The sequence below is a fragment of the Legionella lytica genome, from assembly GCF_044626755.1.
In the GTDB taxonomy this organism is placed as follows: domain Bacteria; phylum Pseudomonadota; class Gammaproteobacteria; order Legionellales; family Legionellaceae; genus Legionella; species Legionella lytica_A.
Genome location: NZ_JBGORX010000001.1, coordinates 938,661 through 958,540 on the forward strand (window position 1 = coordinate 938,661; position 19,880 = coordinate 958,540).

The following is a 19,880-nucleotide window of genomic DNA, read 5'->3' on the forward strand; positions in this document are numbered from 1 at the left end:
TGATCACTGTTCGGAGAAGCAAGATAAATCTGGATACGGCGGTCAAACCGCGGTAATTCAGTCTTCAAAGAAGTAAAGTAAACTTAGAACTAATTGGGACTATGCACCTATGCGAAGAGGGCAGATAGAGGCAATATTTCCTTAAACAAAAACATTCCTTCGAGCCAAGGCTCGATTAACAGCCAGGATCTCTTATGAGCAAAAAAATAGTAAATGCTTTCTCCGCTGTGTTTGGCAAATTAAATTGGAATAGCCCTCCCTGGCTGAGCTATCTAAGAAATAAATCAAAGACGTCCCCCAAAAAATTCTGGGGAGGAAGTGTGCTTGCCCTGCTCGTCTTATGTGCTGCAGGATATACAGCACATTGGTATAAAAACCGGCCTCAGCCAATATATACCATCGCCGAGATTACTCCCCCAGCCATTACGCCCAATGAAGAAACCTTGGTTCCCGGAAATTTAGTCATTGATTTTGGGATAAAAAATAAGAATGGCTTTATCAATAAATCGGTTGCCCCTTTAAGCTTAGTTGGCCAAACCATAACCAAGGGCATTGACCTGTCACCAACAATTCCAGGAACCTGGAATTGGACTACTGACAGCCAATTAACCTTTGCTCCAACTGAAGACTGGCCTGCCGGTCAAAAATATACTATTAAGTTTGCACCAGACTTTTTTGCAGCTACGGCGAATATGGAGTCTCATACCTATTCATTTTCTACCCAGCCATTCGTTGCAAAAATCGCTGAATTCAAACTCTATCAAGACCCAGTACACGTAGAAGTCAGAAAAGCTGTTGCTACTATTGAATTCAACTTCCCTGTCAATCCTGAAAGCCTGGAAAAAAATACAGCTTTAGCATTCCAAACTCAGGAACAAGGAAAAGCTGGAAGTACCACCGAATCGCTTCCTTTTTCTTACACCTATGATCAGCATAAACGAATCGCTTATTTAAACTCAGACACCATTAACATCAAAGATGTTGCCCGCTTTTTACGATTAGCATTGAATAAAGACGTCAGTTCATTAACTAAATCAGCAACATTAAACAAAGCGTTATCCGATAAAATATTAATTCCCGATGCAAATGGCTTCCTTAAAGTAAGCTCCGCATCAGCTTCTATTATCAGAAATGAAAAAGACCGTCCCGAGCAAATTCTGACGGTTGAAACAACTTTAGGCATTAATGAGAGCGATTTTAACAAATCAGTACATTTTTATTTACTCCCTAAAGATCGCCCTGCTACTGCGGCGGAGCCAGCAAAAGAAAATTATGAATGGCAAAATCCTGGCGAAGTCACCCAAGAAATTCTGGCTTTAGCCACTCCATTGACGAAAGAAGCTCTGCCAACCGAGCAAAACTATTCAACACTGCATAGCTTTAAATTTACGGCAAAAACGCCCAGCTACATTTATGTTAAAATCGATAAAGGCATGAAGGGGTTTGGTAACTTTAGCCTAAGTAACGGATATGCTAGTGTGATACCGGTTCCTGTCCTACCAAGAGAAATCAGCTTTTTACATAAAGGCTCTCTACTGGCTTTAGGCGGTGAGAAGAAACTCTCGGTGTTGGTGCGTGGTGTATCTGCCGTCAAATTTGATTTTGCCCGCGTACTGCCTGACAATGTGAATCAACTCATCACGCAGACTCAAGGTGACTTTAATAACCCATACTTTATTAATCCATCCTTTAATCAACAAAACATTAGTAAAATTTCTAGTGATATTCAGCAGTTTGATACTTCTGACTTAGCAAAACAGCAATATACCGCCCTGGATTTTAGTAAGTATCTCGCCACAGAAGCCAATACTTCGGGTCCACAAGGATTATTTCTCTTACAAGCAACCGAGTGGGATACGACCCGTAATACGCCTCTGGATGTCAAAGCCAGTCGTTTAATACTCATTACAGACCTTGCCCTTTTAGTTAAAGATAATAATAACGGCAGTCATGATGTGTTTGTAAACTCAATTACTCAAGGAGGCCCAGTAGCTAACGCGATCGTAACCGTTTTAGGTAAAAATGGGCTGCCTATTTTATCTCGAGTTACTGATGCCCAAGGACGTGCAAACTTCCCAACATTGAAGGACTTTATTGAAGATAGAGAACCTACCGTATATCTAGCTCAACTGAATAATGATGTTTCATTTATTCCCTTTAATAACACCAATCGCCAGCTCAATTTTTCTAAGTTTGATGTGGGTGGGCTGTATACTTACTATAGCCAGGACATGCAAAGTTTAACGGCTTTCCTGTTCTCTGATCGCGGTATTTACAGACCAGGCGACACCGCACACATTGGCATGATTGTGAAACAAACCTTTGCCCAGTCCCAACCTGCAGGCTTACCCTTACAGGTCACCATTGTTGATCCCCGCGGTACTACCGTTAAAGATGAAAAAATTACCTTAAATGATTTAGGTTACATGGACCTTAATTTTACTACCAGTGCCAATGCTCCTACGGGCCAATACACGGTGAATTTGTTCTTGGTCAAGGATAATCACCCACAAAATCTATTAGGTTCTACTTCTCTAAAAGTTTCTGAGTTTTTACCGGATAGAATGCGTATTAACACCAGCTTATCGCCTACGCCAGCTTCAGGTTGGATTTCTCCGGAACACTTAAAAGGTGAAGTAAGCTTATGGAATCTTTATGGAGCTCCTGCTGCAAATAGAACCATCAGCGGTAAAATTTTGCTCGTCCCTCAGAAAGTACAATTTTCTAAATACCCAGACTATGTATTTGCGGATCCATTAATTGATCCGAAAAAACCTGCCAAGGTATTTACAGAAGCTTTAGCGAATACCAAAACCAATGATAAAGGTGAAGCTGAATTTGATTTAAATCTGGGACGTTTTGAACAAGCAACCTATCAACTAACCTTCTTTGCTGAAGGATTTGAAGCCGATGGTGGCCGTAGTGTAACCAGCCAGATTCAAACATTAGTCAGCCCACTTCCTTATTTTGTAGGTTATAAAGCAGATGGTGATCTCTCCTTTATCAAACAAAATTCTACTCGCTCGGTTAATTACATTGCCGTAAACCCAGAATTGAATAATGTCGATGTAAGTGATTTGAAAATACAATTGGTTTCCTTACACCCGATTACCACTTTGGTTAAAAAGCCTGATGGTACCTACCAATATCAATCAATAATCCAATCCAGTATTGTTAGCACCACCCCATTTACTATTGGCAAACAAGGCACAAACTATACCTTAGCCACCCAGACCATTGGTGATTACTCTCTAAGTGTCCTAGGTAAAAACGATGCGGTACTGAGCCAATTAAAATTCAGTATCGTGGGTGCCAGTCAACAGCCTTTAGCAAAAAATGCTGAATTATCAATTAAACTCAACAAAGCTGAATATCATGCTAATGAGGATATAGAAATTCAAATTACTGCACCCTATACTGGTTCAGGATTAATCACCATAGAGCGTGATAAAGTGTATGCGGCTCAATGGTTCAAAACGGATACCACTAACTCCGTGCAAACTATCCATATCCCTGCTGACTTTCAAGGAAATGGATACATCAATGTAGCCTTTATACGTGACTGGAATTCTCCTGAGCTCTTTATTAGCCCCTTAAGCTACAGCATCGCACCATTTGCAGTAAATCATGATAACCACAACGTTAAAATTGACTTAAAAACAGCGACCATTTCTCGTCCAGGTGAACCGCTTACTATAGAGTACCGTACCGATAAACCTGGAAAAATCATTGTGTTCGCAGTAGATCAAGGAATTTTACAAGTTGCGCGTTACTCAACTCCTGACCCGCTTGCCTTCTTCTTCCAAAAACAAGCGCTTGAAGTATTAACCGAGCAAACTGTAGATCAGATTATTCCTCAGTTTATTCAATCTCGAGAGTTATCTGCAATTGGTGGTGATAATGGCGAAGAGAATATGGCAAGTCGCCTCAATCCATTCAAACGTAAAACCGATTTACCGGTAGTGTTCTGGTCTGGACTTCAAGATACAGATAACACCCCTCGCCAGCTGGTTTATCAAGTTCCAGATTATTTTAATGGTAGCATCAAAGTAATGGCTGTAGCTGTATCAGCAGACTCAGTAGGCTCGAAGGATACTTCAGCAGAAATTCGTGGTGATTTTATCATTAACCCCAACGTACCAACCTTTGTGGCTCCTGGTGATGAGTTTGAAATATCCTCCTCCATTGCCAATAACATTAAAGGTTCCGGAGAACATGCTTCAGTTAACGTGGATTTAACCACTTCCCCTGAAGTTGAAGTTATTGGTGCCTCCTCACAAACTTTAGACATTGCTGAAGGTAAAGAGCAAACAGTTCACTTTAAACTAAAAGCGAAATCATTATTAGGTTCTGCAACGGTTGGCTTTAAGGCAACCGCGGCCGACAAATCAGGTAGCATGAGTGCCACTTTGAGTGTAAGACCCGCAACTCCCTTAATGACTTATATTGATAGCGGCAAATCTAAAGACGTGCAAAAAACTTTGGATATTATGCAAACCTTTTATCCTGAGTACCGGAATGTCAATGCCACGCTTTCCACGAGCCCATTAATTCTGGTATTTGGTTTACAACGCTACTTAGATAATTACCCTTATGGTTGTACAGAACAATTAACCAGTAAGGTTATGCCCTTACTGGCAATGAACAATCAAACGGGTTTTACGAGTGAAACGAAAGAAATCATCAGTAAAATTAATGCTACGGTACAGATGTTAAGCCAACGTCAAATGTCGAGTGGTGGATTCAGCTACTGGCCAGGCCTTGGCGATAATCAAGGAAATGATTTTGCTTCTGTTTATGCAATGCATTTCTTAACTGAAGCAAGAGCTCAAGGATTTACCGTGCCTAATGATCTCTTCTTTAACGGCATTAATTATTTAAAAACGCTAGCCAGCCAAAATATTGAAGATTTGAATACGGCACGCATCCAGGCATATGCAATCTACATTTTGACGCGTAATGAAATTGTTACAACAAACTACATTACGAATCTTCAATTGTATTTAGAACAAAATTACACAAAGCAATGGCACAATGACATTACTGCAGTTTATCTTGCAGGTGCCTACCAGTTGCTGCAAAGTCATGAAGAAGCAAACAAACTGATTGGCCAATACAAGCCGCAGCTTGATCTGTCCTCGGATACGGACTTCTATGACAGTAATATTGCGGATGCACAATACCTCTATATTGTTGCCAAGCATTTCCCCAATTTATTGCCGCAAGTGAGTGATGCCGTGTTAATGCGCTTAATTCAAGCCATTAATAATAATGAAATTAATACGGTATTATCCGGTTATGTCAGCCTGGCTTTGGGGGCCTATCCTCAAAATACAGCGATTAATACGTCCTCGAGCTTATCAATGACGAGAATCTTGGCCAATAGCGAGCAAGTTCCTGTACCAGTTAATAATACCAATTACCAAAAGGCATCTTTAGGTACAGATACCAAGCAAATTCGTTTTGAAAATCCGGATAAAGAACTGTTCTTTTATCAGCTTATACAATCAGGATTTAATACGGTTCTCCCTAAAGAACCAGAGAAATCAGGCCTTGAGATCTTTAGGGAATATCGAGATGCTCAGGGGCATGCAATTACCTCTACCACCTTAGGTAGTGAAATTGAAGTTCATATTCAAGTTCGCACTTTAGAGGTGGATTATTTAACAAACATTGTTATTGAAGATCTGCTGCCGGGTGGTTTTGAAGTGGTTCGGGATTCCGTAAAACTCAATAATATGGATTATTTCGATGTGCGTGAAGACCGAGTTAATTTCTTTGGTGGTTTAAGCAGTACCGCAACTGAATTAGTTTATAAAATTAAAGCGGTAAACATGGGTACGTATACCGTTCCTCCGGTATTTGCTGAGGCAATGTATGATCCGAATACCTTTGCCCGTGGAGCTGCTTCGACCATTACGGTAACGGCAGGGAAATAAAATTAAAGTCTGTATGGCCATAACTGCCTGCCCCCGCGGCTTCTCCGTGGGGGGCAGGATACAGCACATCGGAGTGCAACAAACACCCCAAGTCCGAACAAAAATAAACCAATACCTCATTTATTGGTCTACACTTTATATTGTACTTGTATATTATACAGGCAAGATGATAAGGATGTTGACACCAACCACTTACACGAGGTTAACATGAAAAAAATGGAATCAATTAAACTTGCTACGCCTAATGATCTGGCACCGAAAGATCGACGTATTATTGCCCAAGTAATTAACCCACTCGTAGCAGACACTTTTGCCTTATATGTTAAGACGAAAAATTATCATTGGCATATGTCTGGCCGTCATTTCCGTGATTACCATTTATTACTTGATGAGCAAAGCGATCAAATCTTTGCGATGATTGATGTATTGGCTGAGCGCGTACGCAAGCTGGGTGAAGAAACCATTCATTCAATCGGTCAAATTAAAGAATTACAACATGTTAAAGACGTCAACTCAGTATTATCTGCTGAAGATATGCTGCGTGATTTAATGTTGGAAAATAAGGGCTTTTTAACGCGTATGCGTGCTGCTCATGAAACCTGTAGCGATAAAAATGATGTGGCAACAACGAGCCTTTTAGAAAATTATATTGACGAGGCTGAACGAAGAGTGTGGTTCTTATTTGAAACTGTAGGATCATAAAACCAAGCATTCACGGGTATGACGAAGGTAGATTGTAATCTGCTGCTCATGCTTGGAACATAGTGACATAGCAACCTAGGCGTTCGTAGCACCGAACCCTGGGTTGCTTCACTTCGTTCGCAATGACCAAATCACTTCTAGTTAGTTCTACAACCAAAACGTCCGCACAAAAATATACAGCAGTGTCATACCCACTATCGGAATAATCACAAAACCTAAAAATACATGGATTTGAATTCTATTTTCTGCCGATGATCGATAAAATTTTTTAAACCGTTTTAATAATGACATTTTTTGTACCCCCAGATAAATTCCTTATACTTCATACGTGAGCAAAGCCCTTTTCCCGTATAAGTGTGGGTTGAGACCCTGAGCCTTAATGGCTTCTACCTTAATTAGAGCGATTCGAATTACCGTGATATCCAGGTTTTGCCCTTTTGCTCTGACCTACACATCATTGTAAACTTTTCTTAATTTACGCCTCCCGTTTAAATGCATCAGGGTATTTATCTCCTTTTACTGCCTTCACCGGAACCAAGCGCTCTAATAATTGCAAATCTTCTTCCGACAACACGACATCAAGCGCCCCTAAATTATCCTCCAGGTAACTTAACCGTTTCGTCCCTGGAATGGGAATTACCTTTGCAGGCTGGGCCAAAATCCAAGCCAAAGCTAATTGACCTACACTACACTGCTTGAATTCGGCTATTTCATTTAGCTTCATAATAAGCGCTTGATTCGCAGTAAAATTTTCACCTTGAAAACGAGGTAATAAATGCCGAAAATCATTAGCAGCTAATTGCGACATATCCGCAATTGCTCCGGTTAAAAATCCACGTCCTAAAGGGCTATAAGCCACAAAACCAATCCCGAGCTCCTGACAAGTAGGGATAATTTCATGTTCAGGATTACGCTCCCATAGCGAATACTCTGTTTGTACCGCCGCAATGGGATGAACTTGAGCCGCTCGTCGAATAGTATCAGGTTTTACCTCAGAAATACCGATATGACGCACCTTTCCTTCTTTGACTAACTCTGCCATCGCAGCAATTGAATCCTCGATAGGGGTTTGCTTATCCACTCGGTGTAAATAATATAAATCAATGACCTCGGTTGCCAAACGCTTTAGGCTAGCCTCACAGGCTTTTTTAATATAGGTGGGCGAGCCATTAATAACATAGTCTCGCGGTCCAGTACCCTCTTGCTTCGCAAATCCCACTTTAGTCGCCAAAACGATGCGGTCGCGCTTCCCTTTTATTGCTTTAGCAATAAGCTCTTCATTATGGCCCCAACCATACATGTCTGCCGTATCCAAAAGCCTTACGCCTAATTCCAATGCGCGGTGAATGACATCCATAGAATGCATATCATTCGCAGGGCCATAAGAGGTGGACATGCCCATACAACCAAGCCCTATTGGACTAACCCAAGGTCCATTGCTACCTATCTGTCTTTGCTCCATACTCAAGGTTCCTAATATTTAAAAAACCACCATCTCACTGGACATTGCGGAAACACGTGGTCCCGGCAAAATAAATCCGGAAACATTCAAAGGATCCACTGCTGCAACAGAAACTGGCTCATGTGCCACCTCTTTATTTTTAAAGGCGCGTAAGGATTCAACTGCATAAGGCAAGGCAAACTGCTCACCTAAAAATCCCTTCACAAAACGTCCCCCTCTTATTTCACCCCGTTCCTCAAGAATTCTTAATACCTCATGCAACTCACGCCATTTAGGAATATTTTTTTCGCGAACTAAAAGATCCCGGAACACCACACCATAGCGTTTAAGTAAAATCCAACACACCGTTTCTACCTGCTCGCGCGTAAACGAGCCTACACTTTTCTTCAACAAAAACCAACGCCCAGAACTATATAAATGAGGATTTACCCTGCGCCTTTTTTTTATTAAACGTCGTTTAGGATCAATTAGGGAGCGCAAATTATCAAAAAGATCTGCTGTTGCCAGACCTGCCGCAACCAATTCCCATAAGCCCATTTCTACCTCAGATTTCAGATGGTGCACTTCCTCAGTAATATCCATAAAAAAAGAAGCGCCATTTTGTAGCAAATAAAAATAAATATCCTTCGCAACATGACTTAAGCCTGCTAAGTCCTCCTCATTTAAACCCTGCTTCACCTCAGACATCCATGAAGAATCTTTGCGTAGGAAAAAGGTTATCGGGGCAATACTCGTTGGCACCACCCGCTTGGGGTCTTCCTCCGTGGAATTTAACGTAGCAGATAAACGTCCCCACCCGACAATACCCATCATGCATAATTTATCCAACAAAGATGAATCATAATTCTTCACCCGCTTTGAAAAAATAAGCGGCTCCCAAGCTTTAGCTGGAATTTCAAAACCTTGCAATTGCTCAATAATAGCCAGCAAGCCTTGCTCTCCATTAAGTTGCGAGCCCGGAGCAATATGTTGCCAGGTCAATAACCAGCGCACAAACTGTTCCGGACTTACAGGCTCAATCTCCTGACGCAACTTGGCTAAGGTCAAACGATGAATACGGGCCAGCAAACGGCGCTCACACCATTCTTGCTGCAATGACTCGGTAAACGTGCCACGTAAAATAACTCCTGAAGCTTCTAGACGAACTAATACTTGCTGAATAGTCGGCTCTGCTAAGACTAAAGATTGGCTTAAATCTAAAGCGGTTGTCGGCCCTAAATGATAGAGCCAACCTTGCACTAAATGAAAAATCCCTTCATCAAAATCTAAAGGCTTATTTTCTATGTCCTGCAAGCGATACTGAATGAATGCATCAGGATAAATTCTGGAAAAGGTTTTGGCCTTATCTACAGCGAACCAAAATACACGCTCCCCAACTGAAGCGGTACTCGCTCGACCTGAGGCAATTAATTCATCCATAAACTTTTGCCATGAACTACTCGCCTGTTGATAGGATTCATAGTTAGCCGGATAGGCAATTAAAGTTTGCAACAAATCCTGTAATTCATCCGCATTACGAAGATCAGGCCAAGCCTGCTGTCGCACCTCGTTAATGACTTCCGGGTCAAGCTTACCTAGCTTATTAGCCAGGGTCGCCGGCAAAGTCTGCCTCATTTCCACAGCCCAAGCGCGTCGCTCTTCTAAAGGTGCATCATCTAAAAAGGCATAAGGATTGGCATTTAAAATTTCGTGAGCAAATACTGAGGGGGTAGTAGTATCAATCGCAATACATTGAATTTCCTTATTTTTTATTTTAGTTAGCAGGTCCAAAAGCCCATCAATATTTAAAGCTTCGGTTAACGAATCTTTCATTGCCTCATTAACCAAGGGGTGATCGGGTAATTCAATGTCTTCAATGTCCACATTATCCTGACAAGCCACCGCATCAGGAAAAACAGCCGCTAATAAATCTTCAGCCCGCATTCGTAAAAGATAAGGAGGAACTTTACGCCCATTACTAAAACGCACTAAAGCCAGAGCCCTACCAGCATCCCAACGCCAGCGAGTAGGAAACAAGGGAGATTGCAATACGGCTTTTTCCACGATATCTCTTGCTGTTTGCGTACTGAGGAATGCGAATACATCCGCTAAAGGAAAACTGTGTTGCTCCGTTAAAGAGATATTAATGCCATTATCTGTAGCCGCGGCTTGTAATTCCACATTAAAAGAACGACAAAAGCATTTGCGTAACGCCAAACCCCAAGCTTTATTTATGCGGGCACCAAAAGGAGCATGAATCACCAGTTGCATGCCTCCTGACTCATCAAAAAACCGCTCCGCAATAATTCGTTGTTGCGTTGGAACAGCGCCCAACAAGGCGCGACCTTGAAGAATATAATTAATAAGTTGTTGTGCCCCCGATGCATCAACATGACAGAAATTGTTAAGCCATTGTTGCATCTCAGTGAATGAATCCTCTGAGGCAGTTAGTTGGGTGCTTAGCCATTCTCGCAAATTCGAAACGCGTAATGACAGCTCCGCGGTGCGTTCAGGAGCCTCCCCTCGCCAAAAGGGCACATTTGGCGAAGCTCCATGTGCATCTTCAACAAAAACCAGGCCTTTTGTACTTTCAATACGATTAATTTTCCAGGAAGTACTTCCAAGCAAAATAATATCGCCACGGTGACTTTCCACGGCAAAATCTTCATCAAGAGTCCCTACCACGCCCCCCGAATCTTCGGCTTTCACGGTGTATAAACCATTATCCGGAATAGAACCCCCGCTAGTAATAGCAACTAAACGACTGCCACGTCGCGCTTTCAAAAGATGATTCACACGATCATGGAACAGATAAGCACCATAACGACCACGCATCCCTGATATTCCTTCACTGAGCATATGAATAACTGCATCAAATTGCTCGCGTGATAAATCCTTATAATGAAAGGCCTTACGACTTAAGGCGAATAACTCATCAACCTGCCAATCCTCTGTGGCACAAGTTGCCACAAGTTGCTGTGCCAAAATATCAATAGGCTGTTGAGGAATAACTAATTGATCTAAATCACCATCCAAAATAGCATTTACAATCGCAGCACACTCTAATAATTCATCGCGTGTGGTTGCAAAAATACGTCCTTTTGAAATCGCTCCACGCCAATGGCCGGCTCGACCTACGCGTTGTAACATGACGGCAATAGAACGAGGTGAACCTAATTGGCATACTAAATCTACCGAACCAATATCAATTCCTAATTCCAAGGAAGCCGTTGCCACTAAAGCCTTCAACTCTCCATTTTTTAATCGGGTTTCAGCGGCTAAGCGTAATTTTTTCGACAAACTCCCATGATGCGCAACGACCAAATCTTTCCCTAAACGTTCTGCTAAATGATGCGCGGCACGTTCCGCTACTCTACGTGTATTAGCGAAAATCAAAGTCGACCGGTTCTGCTGCGCCAATTCGGCAATACGATCGTAAATTTCATCCCAAATTTGATTGGAGGCAACCGCACCGAGCTCACTACGTGGAACCTCCACGTTAAGCTCTAAATGCTTTGCATGGCCGATATTGATAATTGCAGGTGGTGATCGGTCGTTACCTACTAAAAAATTAGCGACTAAATCCAGGGGCTTTTGAGTGGCCGATAATCCAATACGTAAGGGAGTCTGCGGGGTTAAAGCTTCTAAGCGTTCTAAGGATAGGGCCAAATGCGCACCCCGCTTATCATCGGCCAAGGCATGGATTTCATCAACAATAACTGTTTTAACACTGCGCAAAATTTCACGACTTTTGTCAGCGGTCAATAAAATGTAAAACGACTCCGGTGTCGTGACTAAAACATGAGGGGGGTGTTTGAGCATGGCTTGGCGCTCTTTGGGGGAGGTATCTCCAGTACGTACAAGCACATTAATTTCAGCCATAGCCAAGCCTTGCTTTTTAGCCAGCGCCATAATTTCTTGCAACGGCCCCATAAGGTTCTTTTGTACGTCATTTCCTAGCGCTTTTAATGGGGAAATATAGAGCACTTCGGTTTCATGGCACAGCTGGCCACTAAGTGCTTGACGTACTAAATGGTCAATACAGGCTAAAAAAGCAGCAAAAGTCTTCCCGGAGCCGGTTGGGGCCGAAATTAGGGTATTACACCCAGAACGAATAAATGGCCACCCCTGTTTTTGTGGTTCGGTTGCTGAACCAAATTTTTCTAAAAACCACTCTTGTACTATAGGATGGGCCCAAGCAAGACTGTTATCAATATTCACAGAAATCAACCCTGAACGAGTTATCAGAAAAATGGAATTACCAAGTTAAGTATATCACATGTACGGATTTGGACCGTAGACTAATTGCTTACGGCCAACTCTTAAAGCTACTTTGGTTTTGAGGGGAGTTAGTATGATTCATTGTGTTATTTTTGATACAATACCTTTTTTTAAATGAAAAGATACTTCATGGATACCTCCGAAAATAAAGCCACCACCGTTTCAGCTACTCAAGAGCTAAGAGCATTGTTTGAGATCGACACCATCAACAGAAAAACGGCTTGGTACAGTCGCCTCATATCCTGCCTTCCACATGCGATTTTCACTAGTGGTAAACCTGAGATTATCTTCAATCCTGAAGGCCTCACTTACTATAATCTTGAACTTGCTGAAACCCTACATGAAGAGAACAGGAGTATAACAAGTTATACCATTCCTGAGCTCATTGATACGTTCTTAATTAATGAGGGGATTGGTATTGCCATCGAGGCACGTAATCCAAAACAAGCCATAGATCTCAGTTATGGCGACGTCCTGGGTTTTCATCTCTATCGAACCTTTGCGGAACCAGAGGATCACCCGTTCAGAACTGAAAAACCGCATCCGGATATTCTTCTTGAAGGTGCTGACATCCTCATTTGTGATGTCCCAGCACAGATCCTACCAGCTACTTCAATAAAATTACTTGAAGCGATCATGCAACATTTTGGCATCAGCGATGGCCAAATCAAGCTCGTCTATTTTCCAGAAAATGATCAGCATGAATTAGTCTTCTCGATTGATAAGAACCAATTTGAGCCTAGCGAACAATACGCATTGATCCAACAATTAGGCTGGTTTTTACCTAGATATTATTCATATTTTGCATGTGATCTGAATAACATATCCCCTCTAATTGACAAACACTAACTCAACTCACCGAGCAGAAGGGAAATGCATAGAGTTTAATTTCGTAATTTTTGAACATCCTTATAATTATCACCACTCTCGAATTACCGTAGCTTTACTACGGTAATTCATAAGAAACCAGAGGGCACAAACTCTACTTTCTTTTATCAGATTTTGACTTCTCAGTATGCTTTTTCATTTTATCCTGATGAGCAGCATGTTGTTGATCATGACGACGCGCATCTTGTGATTCATTCTTAAATTTATTGTCTTTGGACATTCCTTTTCTCCATAAGATTAAAATAAGACTAAATTGCGTACTACAGACATAAATTTAGATGAGGTTGGTGGAAAAAGCAAATTGAACTTTGAGAGAACAGCTCTTAACTTATGAACGGACGCATTACCGCAGTCAAGCCGGAGTAATGCGTTAAAAAGTCAATTTTAGGCCCAATATCAAATTTCAACCACAATCTTACCAATAGCCTTTCCCGACTCCATTAGCCTATGAGCCTCACCTATATTCTCTAAAGAAAATTGATGTAAATCGATAAGCGGTTTTAAATCACCATTATCGGCTAAGGTGGCAATCGACTGTAAAATAGCGCCGTGACGTTCGCGTTGTACATTGTTTAATAAAGGCAGTAACATAAACACTGCATGCAAACTGGCTGAGCGTGCATGTAAAGGCGTTAAATCATGGGGCATTTTGGCTTGGATGCTAATTACATGTCCATACATAGCTACAGCAGCAAGTGATTTATCTATATTATCACCCCCAATGGTATCAAAAACCACATCAAATCCTTTGCCATCCGTCAAGCGAGCGACATACTCCGGGACTGATTCTTTAGTATAATCAATTGTTTCTTTCGCACCTAAAGCCCTCGCAATCTCTGCTTTTGTTGAAGAAGAAACTGTTGTATAAACTTCCGCCCCCGCCCATTTTGCTAATTGAATAGCAATGTGCCCTACGCCCCCTGTACCTGCATGAACTAATACCTTTTGCCCAAAAGTCACTTTAACTTTTTCAAATAAAGCCTCCCAAGCGGTAATGGCCACTAGAGGCAATGCGGCTGCTTGCAACATGCTGAGCGCTCTAGGTTTTTTCGCAATTAAACGCGCGTCGGCTAGCATGTACTCGGCTAAAGCCCCAGCTTCAGTGGTAAACCCACCTGCGCAACCATAAACCTCATCCCCCACCGAAAATTCGGTAACACCTGCACCAACCTCTTCAATCACCCCCGCCATATCGCCATGCAAAATCGCAGGAAATGTTGGAGAAATCTGTCCGTAAGCCCCTGAGCGCACTTTACAATCAACCGGATTCACACTAGTTGCTTTAACGCGAACTAATACGTACCCAGCTTTAACTTTAGGTATAGAAACTTCCTCTGTTTTAAAAACGGAATAATCACCAAATGATGATATAGTTTGTGCTTTCATAGCGCTCCTAAAAAATAATAACTTAAGGTGTTAATTCTTTTTGAATTTTTGAATGTGCATGAGGTTTTCGTTCTTTAAAATGTTGGCGGCAAGTGGATGAATATAAGTTATTCCCACCAATTAACACCTGCTCCCCTTCAGTAATCGCCTCCCCCTGCTCATTCACTCGTAAAATCATAGTTGCTTTACGCCCACAATGGCAAATTGTTTTAATTTCAACAAGTTCGTCAGCCCAAGCAAGTAAGTATTGGCTGCCTTCAAATAACTCACCACGAAAATCAGTCCGCAAACCATAGGCTAAGACGGGAATCCCTAATTTATCAGTAATTTCGGTTAATTGATAAACTTGATCGCGAGTTAAAAATTGCGCCTCATCAATTAAAACGCAGGCATATTTTTGCTGGAAGTTGTTTACCATTTGATGTAAATCATCAGTCGCATTAAAAACAAGCGCCTCCTCCGATAAACCAATACGTGAATGAACTATTCCGGATTGATAACGATCATCAATTGCTGGAGTAAACAGTAAGGTTTGCATCCCACGTTCGTGATAATTATAACTTGATTGTAAGAGTACGGTGCTTTTTCCAGCATTCATTGCTGCAAAATAAAAGTAGAGTTTTGCCATCTTCGTTTTTGTTTTTTTGACCAGAAAATTATTATATCATTACCTCTCATGTGCACGACATGATTTTAAAGGAACTCAATTGATGAAAATCATTATTGGTGGTGGAACAGGATTAGTTGGACGCTCTTTAATTGCGGAATTATTGGGAGCCCAACATGATTTATGGGTTGTTGGCCGCAATAAAGATAAGATTAAAAAAATATTTAAGGATCATGTTCATGCAGCCACTTGGGATGAGTTGCCGCAATTAAATCCTGAAGAGTTTGATGCAATAGTTAATCTGGCAGGCGAAAATATTGCCGATCACCGTTGGTCTTCTAAAATCAAAAATAAATTATTATCCAGCCGTCTTGAACCAACGAAACAATTTGTTCTATGGGCAAAAAAGGCCGCGAAAAAACCTCATTTATATAATGCCAGTGCCATTGGCATTTATGGTTTACAAAAAGAATTAGCCAATTCACACGAAGCTTATACCGAAGAAGGTAACCTCAACGCCTCAGAAAGTAGCTTTTCCAATCATTTGGTCGCCCAATGGGAACAAACAGCGCTTCACGGAATGCACTATGGTATCCCCGTAACCATCATGCGGTTTGGTGTGGTGCTTAAACAGGGTGAAGGAATGTTAAAAAAACTGGAATTGCCCGCTCGATTTGGCATGGGAGCCGTAATCGGCACTGGAAAACAACCACTAGCCTGGATTGATCATAACGATTTGGTTAATGCCATCGTGTTTCTTATCAGCCATCCCGAAATCACAGGACCAGTAAACTTGGTAGCCCCGGAACTTGTATCTCAAAAAACATTTAATAAGACTCTTGCTGAAGTATTAAAAAAACCAGCTTTTCTTTATGTACCAGCCTGGCTGATCCAAATGCTTTTAGGCCAAATGGGCGTTGAATTACTTTTATCGGGACAGTCAGTAATTCCTGATCGCCTTACAAAATATCAATTTGATTTTAAATACCCTACCTTATTGTATGCATTAACAAAAGAACTTAAAAAACCACAAAAAGAAAACTAATAATACTTAGTCATCATCACCGGATCATATTGAATAATTTTAAACCGTATCATACTATAGCCACTGTTTCTATTTTCGATGAAGAAATCCAGTATGACTAAACGTGACCGTGAATATGTAAATGCATATGATGATGAAAATGATGAATTGCTTTTTGGGCAGTCCCATAGAAAAACAATACGCTCAGAATATACCTATGACCCTAGTTCCCGACGCAATATCCCCATTGCCATTGCAGAAATTATCGCCGACAACCCTTTCCATCAATTTCAAAAACGTGTATACGCTTTGCTCGAAAAAAAAAGAAAAAATAGATTGTTCTCTGATGATGTAGATGCTCTTTTTTATTCGTTTAAAACTGCAGCCGATCACTTTGAGGATTGGATAGAACACAGAAAATGTATTGATAAAGACCGAGAAGTAATCAATAAAATTATTTCTTTTCTCTTTAATGATTTGGGTCTACTTGCCGTCTTCACGAATGTCGCTCTACCAGTCGATAAATTAGTTCTTATTCTAAGCAAAATAGAACACTCCTCTCTAAATACACCTACAAACATCATCCGGGCACTCTTTGGGCTTAGGGCGATAATAAATAAACATCAGGATAGGATCCCAACGACACTCGTTGAAAATCTTTTATCTATGCTGTTGCAATGCGAGCATATTAGTGATCAAGAGCTGTCTAATTGCATTACAGTCCTTGGAACCTTATGCGATTACGTGGACAAACCGATTAAAACAGAAGCGATACATCAGCTCTTAAGAAAAATTATCACGCCTAATTCATCTCATAATGCCACCATAACTCGTGCAATTCATTTATTGGGTCGAATCGCCAGGATGAGGATGTACACAGCACCACTTGATGCCAGTTTAATACAACCTATTATTGAAGAATTCTATCGTCTGCCAGACTTAGATGAAACCAAGCATCATAAAACCCTCGAGGGTTTGGAATGGATCGTGAACAAAAAACTGCTTAGTGGTCGCTTGGATACCCCGATCATCATCGATCTATTAGCGTATGGATTGCACCATAATAACGGCCACCTTCTAAACTCAAGCTTGTCGATTCTATACCAATTAGTTAGGGATGATCGTTTACGTGGGACTGTTGATTTTTCCCCTGTAATCAATGCACTTAACAAACGAAAGCCCAATATTCAACATGTCTCTGAACTTCTTTATATTTCAGGTTTATTGGCACAAAAAGGCCATTTACAAAAGGTTCTCGATGTGCACTTGGTACAAACACTTATTGATACCCTACCTAAACTAATTTGCTTCAGTGATACCCAAGCAAGTGATAGTTTTAGCGGGCTTGCTTTGTTAGCACAGACTCAATATGTGAATATAAATCAAATAAAACAAATCCATTATAATTTAACCTCGCTACTGCAAGAATTATCTTTGCATAGGATTGACCCCATTAATGCCGAAAAAATTCTATTTGGACTTGTAGAACTTAGAACACAACTGCGCTGCCACCCGGAACAATTACAAAAGATATTACACTCTGCTCTTGGGACAAAAAATCCCCTGCATCCGCATGCGGTTATTAAATACATTGACTGGTTTGCCAAACTTGGCCACCTTTATCCCGCGGAAAGTCTTAATAACGGCTTTGGCGCTCTATTAGCATCGATTAACTTCCAAGCCAAGGCTTTAAATACAGCGGATCGAGAACAATTTAAGCGAGCTATATTAAGTCTTAAATCTAACCCCAATTGGACTGAGGCATTAGACAATAAATTAGGGATATCTACTGTTCAAAAAAGACCTCTGACAGGCCCCCAAGATACTAATGTAGTGATGCGCGAGTCCAACAGTACTCAGCCAACAGAACTTCCTGCACAAAACATCCAACCAACTCACCCTGTTAGAATTGCTCCTGTTTCGAGAATGCCTGGAGAAACATCGGAGCCAAGACAGCCATTAGTAAGACCTACTCCTGACCCCACTACGCAAACAAGAAGAACCACATCCAGGTCCCTTACAGTAAGACCGCTGGTTACCAGAACATCGCCAATATCAAGTAACCCCGAGCACCCGGAAAGTTGGAATGCTGCATATAGAAACAATGATTTATTCAAAGCTATTGCTGATAGAAATATGCATCAACTGTCAATCCTATTGGGCGTTAACGCTGAGATTCCCACGCACGCTTATACCTTTTCTGGTTCTTCTTCATCGAGGAACAATAATTCTCATCGATGGACTCAAGCCCCCACGCAGAATAAAGAACAACAAGCAGCTAATGTAGCGGTTACTCAATTGCTACAAACAGAAACTAACGCATTACGTATTTTAATAAGCCACGCAACGGCATCTTATTTTGAGGTGCTATTACGAGCCTGCTCTAATCATACGCGATATCAATTAGCTCAAAGAAACGCCTTAAATCCCATTCTGCGTTATTTACCCATGCAAGAGCTTGAGCGTTATATCCCTAATTTACTTAGTTTGGAGTTTTACAGAGACAGTACTGCCTTAACTAAGCTTGTGAGGGCCCTAAAGACTCGAGCAGCAGAACATCCTGAGGAACTAGAACAAATCAAACAATTACAAATTCAGCTTCTTGACCGAGCGCTTGAATTTCATGAATGCCTGTTTCATACTAATGTGCTCAGGATGCTTAGGACAGAAAAAGTCCTCGTTCTTAGAATGAACGCGAATACAAATCAACCTCTGCAACAAGTGCATCCTACCCAGCCACCGATGCAGCGAGTAGAAACTCAGAGGCCTTCAACACAAGCACCTCAACGACTATTTGCACCCCAATCGCTAGTAATTAATCCACGATATCACTATGAAACTGAAGATATGAATCGAATTCTGCGCTTGCGCCTTAGACACTTAAATCTGAGCGAAGAGGATACGCCGAACCTTAGTATTTTAAGTGCCGCAGACATGGGGACAGGAAGTCAGGGAAATCGTGTGATCGATGTTTTAAGCCAGTATCTTGCCGGTGCAGAGGGGCAATTAGTAATAAATAGTCAAGCAGAACAAAATATTATTATTCCTATTGTACATAATCATCATTGGGTAGGTATTCGTATTCAATTGGGGCATGGTCACTCACCTCAGATTACCTATTACAATACAGTGAACCATTATGAATATGACGATGAACTCCAGGTGAGCATACTTTTGGAGGTCAATAGAGCCATACGTAACCGTACCTCATGGACAAATCCATCGATAACCATGCATGATAGAACATTAATCCAAGATGATGCGTCCAGTTGTGGTCCGTTGCTAATTGAAAGTATTTATTGCCATCTAACAAATAGGTCGTGGCAGCAAACCAGCAATCCTGAGTTGCTTGCTGCAAAAACTCGTAGACTGCAGTTAAAACTTCTCGAAACCAAGGATCCGCAGTTTTATCAGCTATTTTACGCGCAGCAATCAGAACAAACTGAAACCAGCACCCGCATGAACTTGGCTTAACTGAGAAATACAGAGTTAGTGAGATGGGTGCGCAGCTCGGTAGCGCTGCTTTAAACGAACCAGTCGTGGAACATAGATAGGAGAGAACGAGATGCCAAACACCCTAAGGGAGTGCCTTAGGGTGTTTGGCTCACCTAC

The 19,880-nt window shown here is 41.4% G+C and carries 10 protein-coding genes; 5 read left to right on the forward strand and 5 right to left on the reverse strand.

Features of this window, described 5'->3' with window-relative positions; translation table 11 throughout:
- The first annotated feature begins 194 nt into the window (after positions 1 to 194).
- Positions 195 to 5,939, forward strand: coding sequence for an alpha-2-macroglobulin family protein (locus ACD661_RS03910; RefSeq protein ID WP_400186462.1), 5,745 nt, complete (start codon positions 195 to 197; stop codon positions 5,937 to 5,939).
- Positions 5,940 to 6,146: 207 nt separating this feature from the next.
- Positions 6,147 to 6,641, forward strand: coding sequence for a Dps family protein (locus ACD661_RS03915; RefSeq protein WP_400186464.1), 495 nt, complete (start codon positions 6,147 to 6,149; stop codon positions 6,639 to 6,641).
- A 475-nt stretch (positions 6,642 to 7,116) separates the two neighbouring features.
- On the opposite strand, the gene ACD661_RS03920 is transcribed toward ACD661_RS03915, so the two are convergent.
- Positions 7,117 to 8,103 (reverse strand): aldo/keto reductase, encoded by a 987-nt coding sequence (locus ACD661_RS03920; protein WP_400186465.1) that lies wholly within the window; start codon positions 8,101 to 8,103, stop codon positions 7,117 to 7,119.
- An 18-nt stretch (positions 8,104 to 8,121) separates the two neighbouring features.
- Positions 8,122 to 12,303: a DEAD/DEAH box helicase gene (locus ACD661_RS03925; protein WP_400186467.1), complete on the reverse strand. Its 4,182-nt coding sequence runs from the start codon at positions 12,301 to 12,303 to the stop codon at positions 8,122 to 8,124.
- 189 nt (positions 12,304 to 12,492) lie between these two features.
- On the opposite strand from ACD661_RS03925, the gene ACD661_RS03930 reads away from it, so the two are divergent.
- Positions 12,493 to 13,212 carry a hypothetical protein gene (locus tag ACD661_RS03930; RefSeq protein ID WP_400186468.1) on the forward strand — a complete coding sequence of 240 codons (720 nt, stop codon included), beginning with the start codon at positions 12,493 to 12,495 and terminating at the stop codon, positions 13,210 to 13,212.
- Positions 13,213 to 13,345: 133 nt separating this feature from the next.
- Here ACD661_RS03930 and ACD661_RS03935 read toward each other — a convergent pair whose 3' ends face one another.
- The 3 genes from ACD661_RS03935 to ACD661_RS03945 form a co-directional block, all read right to left on the reverse strand.
- The gene (locus tag ACD661_RS03935; protein ID WP_400186469.1) at positions 13,346 to 13,471 is read right to left on the reverse strand and encodes a hypothetical protein; all 126 of its coding nucleotides are present in this window, start codon (positions 13,469 to 13,471) and stop codon (positions 13,346 to 13,348) included.
- Between the two features lie 176 nt (positions 13,472 to 13,647).
- A complete protein-coding gene (locus ACD661_RS03940) occupies positions 13,648 to 14,637 on the reverse strand; it encodes a zinc-dependent alcohol dehydrogenase family protein (protein ID WP_400186470.1) in 990 nt (329 codons plus the stop codon).
- Between the two features lie 22 nt (positions 14,638 to 14,659).
- Positions 14,660 to 15,265: a thymidine kinase gene (locus ACD661_RS03945; protein WP_400186471.1), complete on the reverse strand. Its 606-nt coding sequence runs from the start codon at positions 15,263 to 15,265 to the stop codon at positions 14,660 to 14,662.
- An 82-nt stretch (positions 15,266 to 15,347) separates the two neighbouring features.
- On the opposite strand from ACD661_RS03945, the gene ACD661_RS03950 reads away from it, so the two are divergent.
- Positions 15,348 to 16,289, forward strand: coding sequence for a TIGR01777 family oxidoreductase (locus tag ACD661_RS03950; RefSeq protein WP_400186472.1), 942 nt, complete (start codon positions 15,348 to 15,350; stop codon positions 16,287 to 16,289).
- A gap of 93 nt (positions 16,290 to 16,382) precedes the next feature.
- Positions 16,383 to 19,742, forward strand: a complete 3,360-nt coding sequence (locus ACD661_RS03955) for a Ulp1 family isopeptidase (protein ID WP_400186474.1) — start codon at positions 16,383 to 16,385, stop codon at positions 19,740 to 19,742.
- Positions 19,743 to 19,880: the final 138 nt, after the last annotated feature.

Bases quoted from the DNA above. Each gene is read 5' to 3' on its own strand.
- ACD661_RS03910 (WP_400186462.1), top strand. From the start codon at position 195: ATGAGCAAAAAAATAGTAAATGCTTTCTCCGCTGTGTTTGGCAAATTA.
- ACD661_RS03915 (WP_400186464.1), top strand. From the start codon at position 6,147: ATGAAAAAAATGGAATCAATTAAACTTGCTACGCCTAATGATCTGGCA.
- ACD661_RS03920 (WP_400186465.1), bottom strand. From the start codon at position 8,103: ATGGAGCAAAGACAGATAGGTAGCAATGGACCTTGGGTTAGTCCAATA.
- ACD661_RS03930 (WP_400186468.1), top strand. From the start codon at position 12,493: ATGGATACCTCCGAAAATAAAGCCACCACCGTTTCAGCTACTCAAGAG.
- ACD661_RS03935 (WP_400186469.1), bottom strand. From the start codon at position 13,471: ATGTCCAAAGACAATAAATTTAAGAATGAATCACAAGATGCGCGTCGT.
- ACD661_RS03940 (WP_400186470.1), bottom strand. From the start codon at position 14,637: ATGAAAGCACAAACTATATCATCATTTGGTGATTATTCCGTTTTTAAA.
- ACD661_RS03945 (WP_400186471.1), bottom strand. From the start codon at position 15,265: ATGGCAAAACTCTACTTTTATTTTGCAGCAATGAATGCTGGAAAAAGC.
- ACD661_RS03950 (WP_400186472.1), top strand. From the start codon at position 15,348: ATGAAAATCATTATTGGTGGTGGAACAGGATTAGTTGGACGCTCTTTA.
- ACD661_RS03955 (WP_400186474.1), top strand. From the start codon at position 16,383: ATGACTAAACGTGACCGTGAATATGTAAATGCATATGATGATGAAAAT.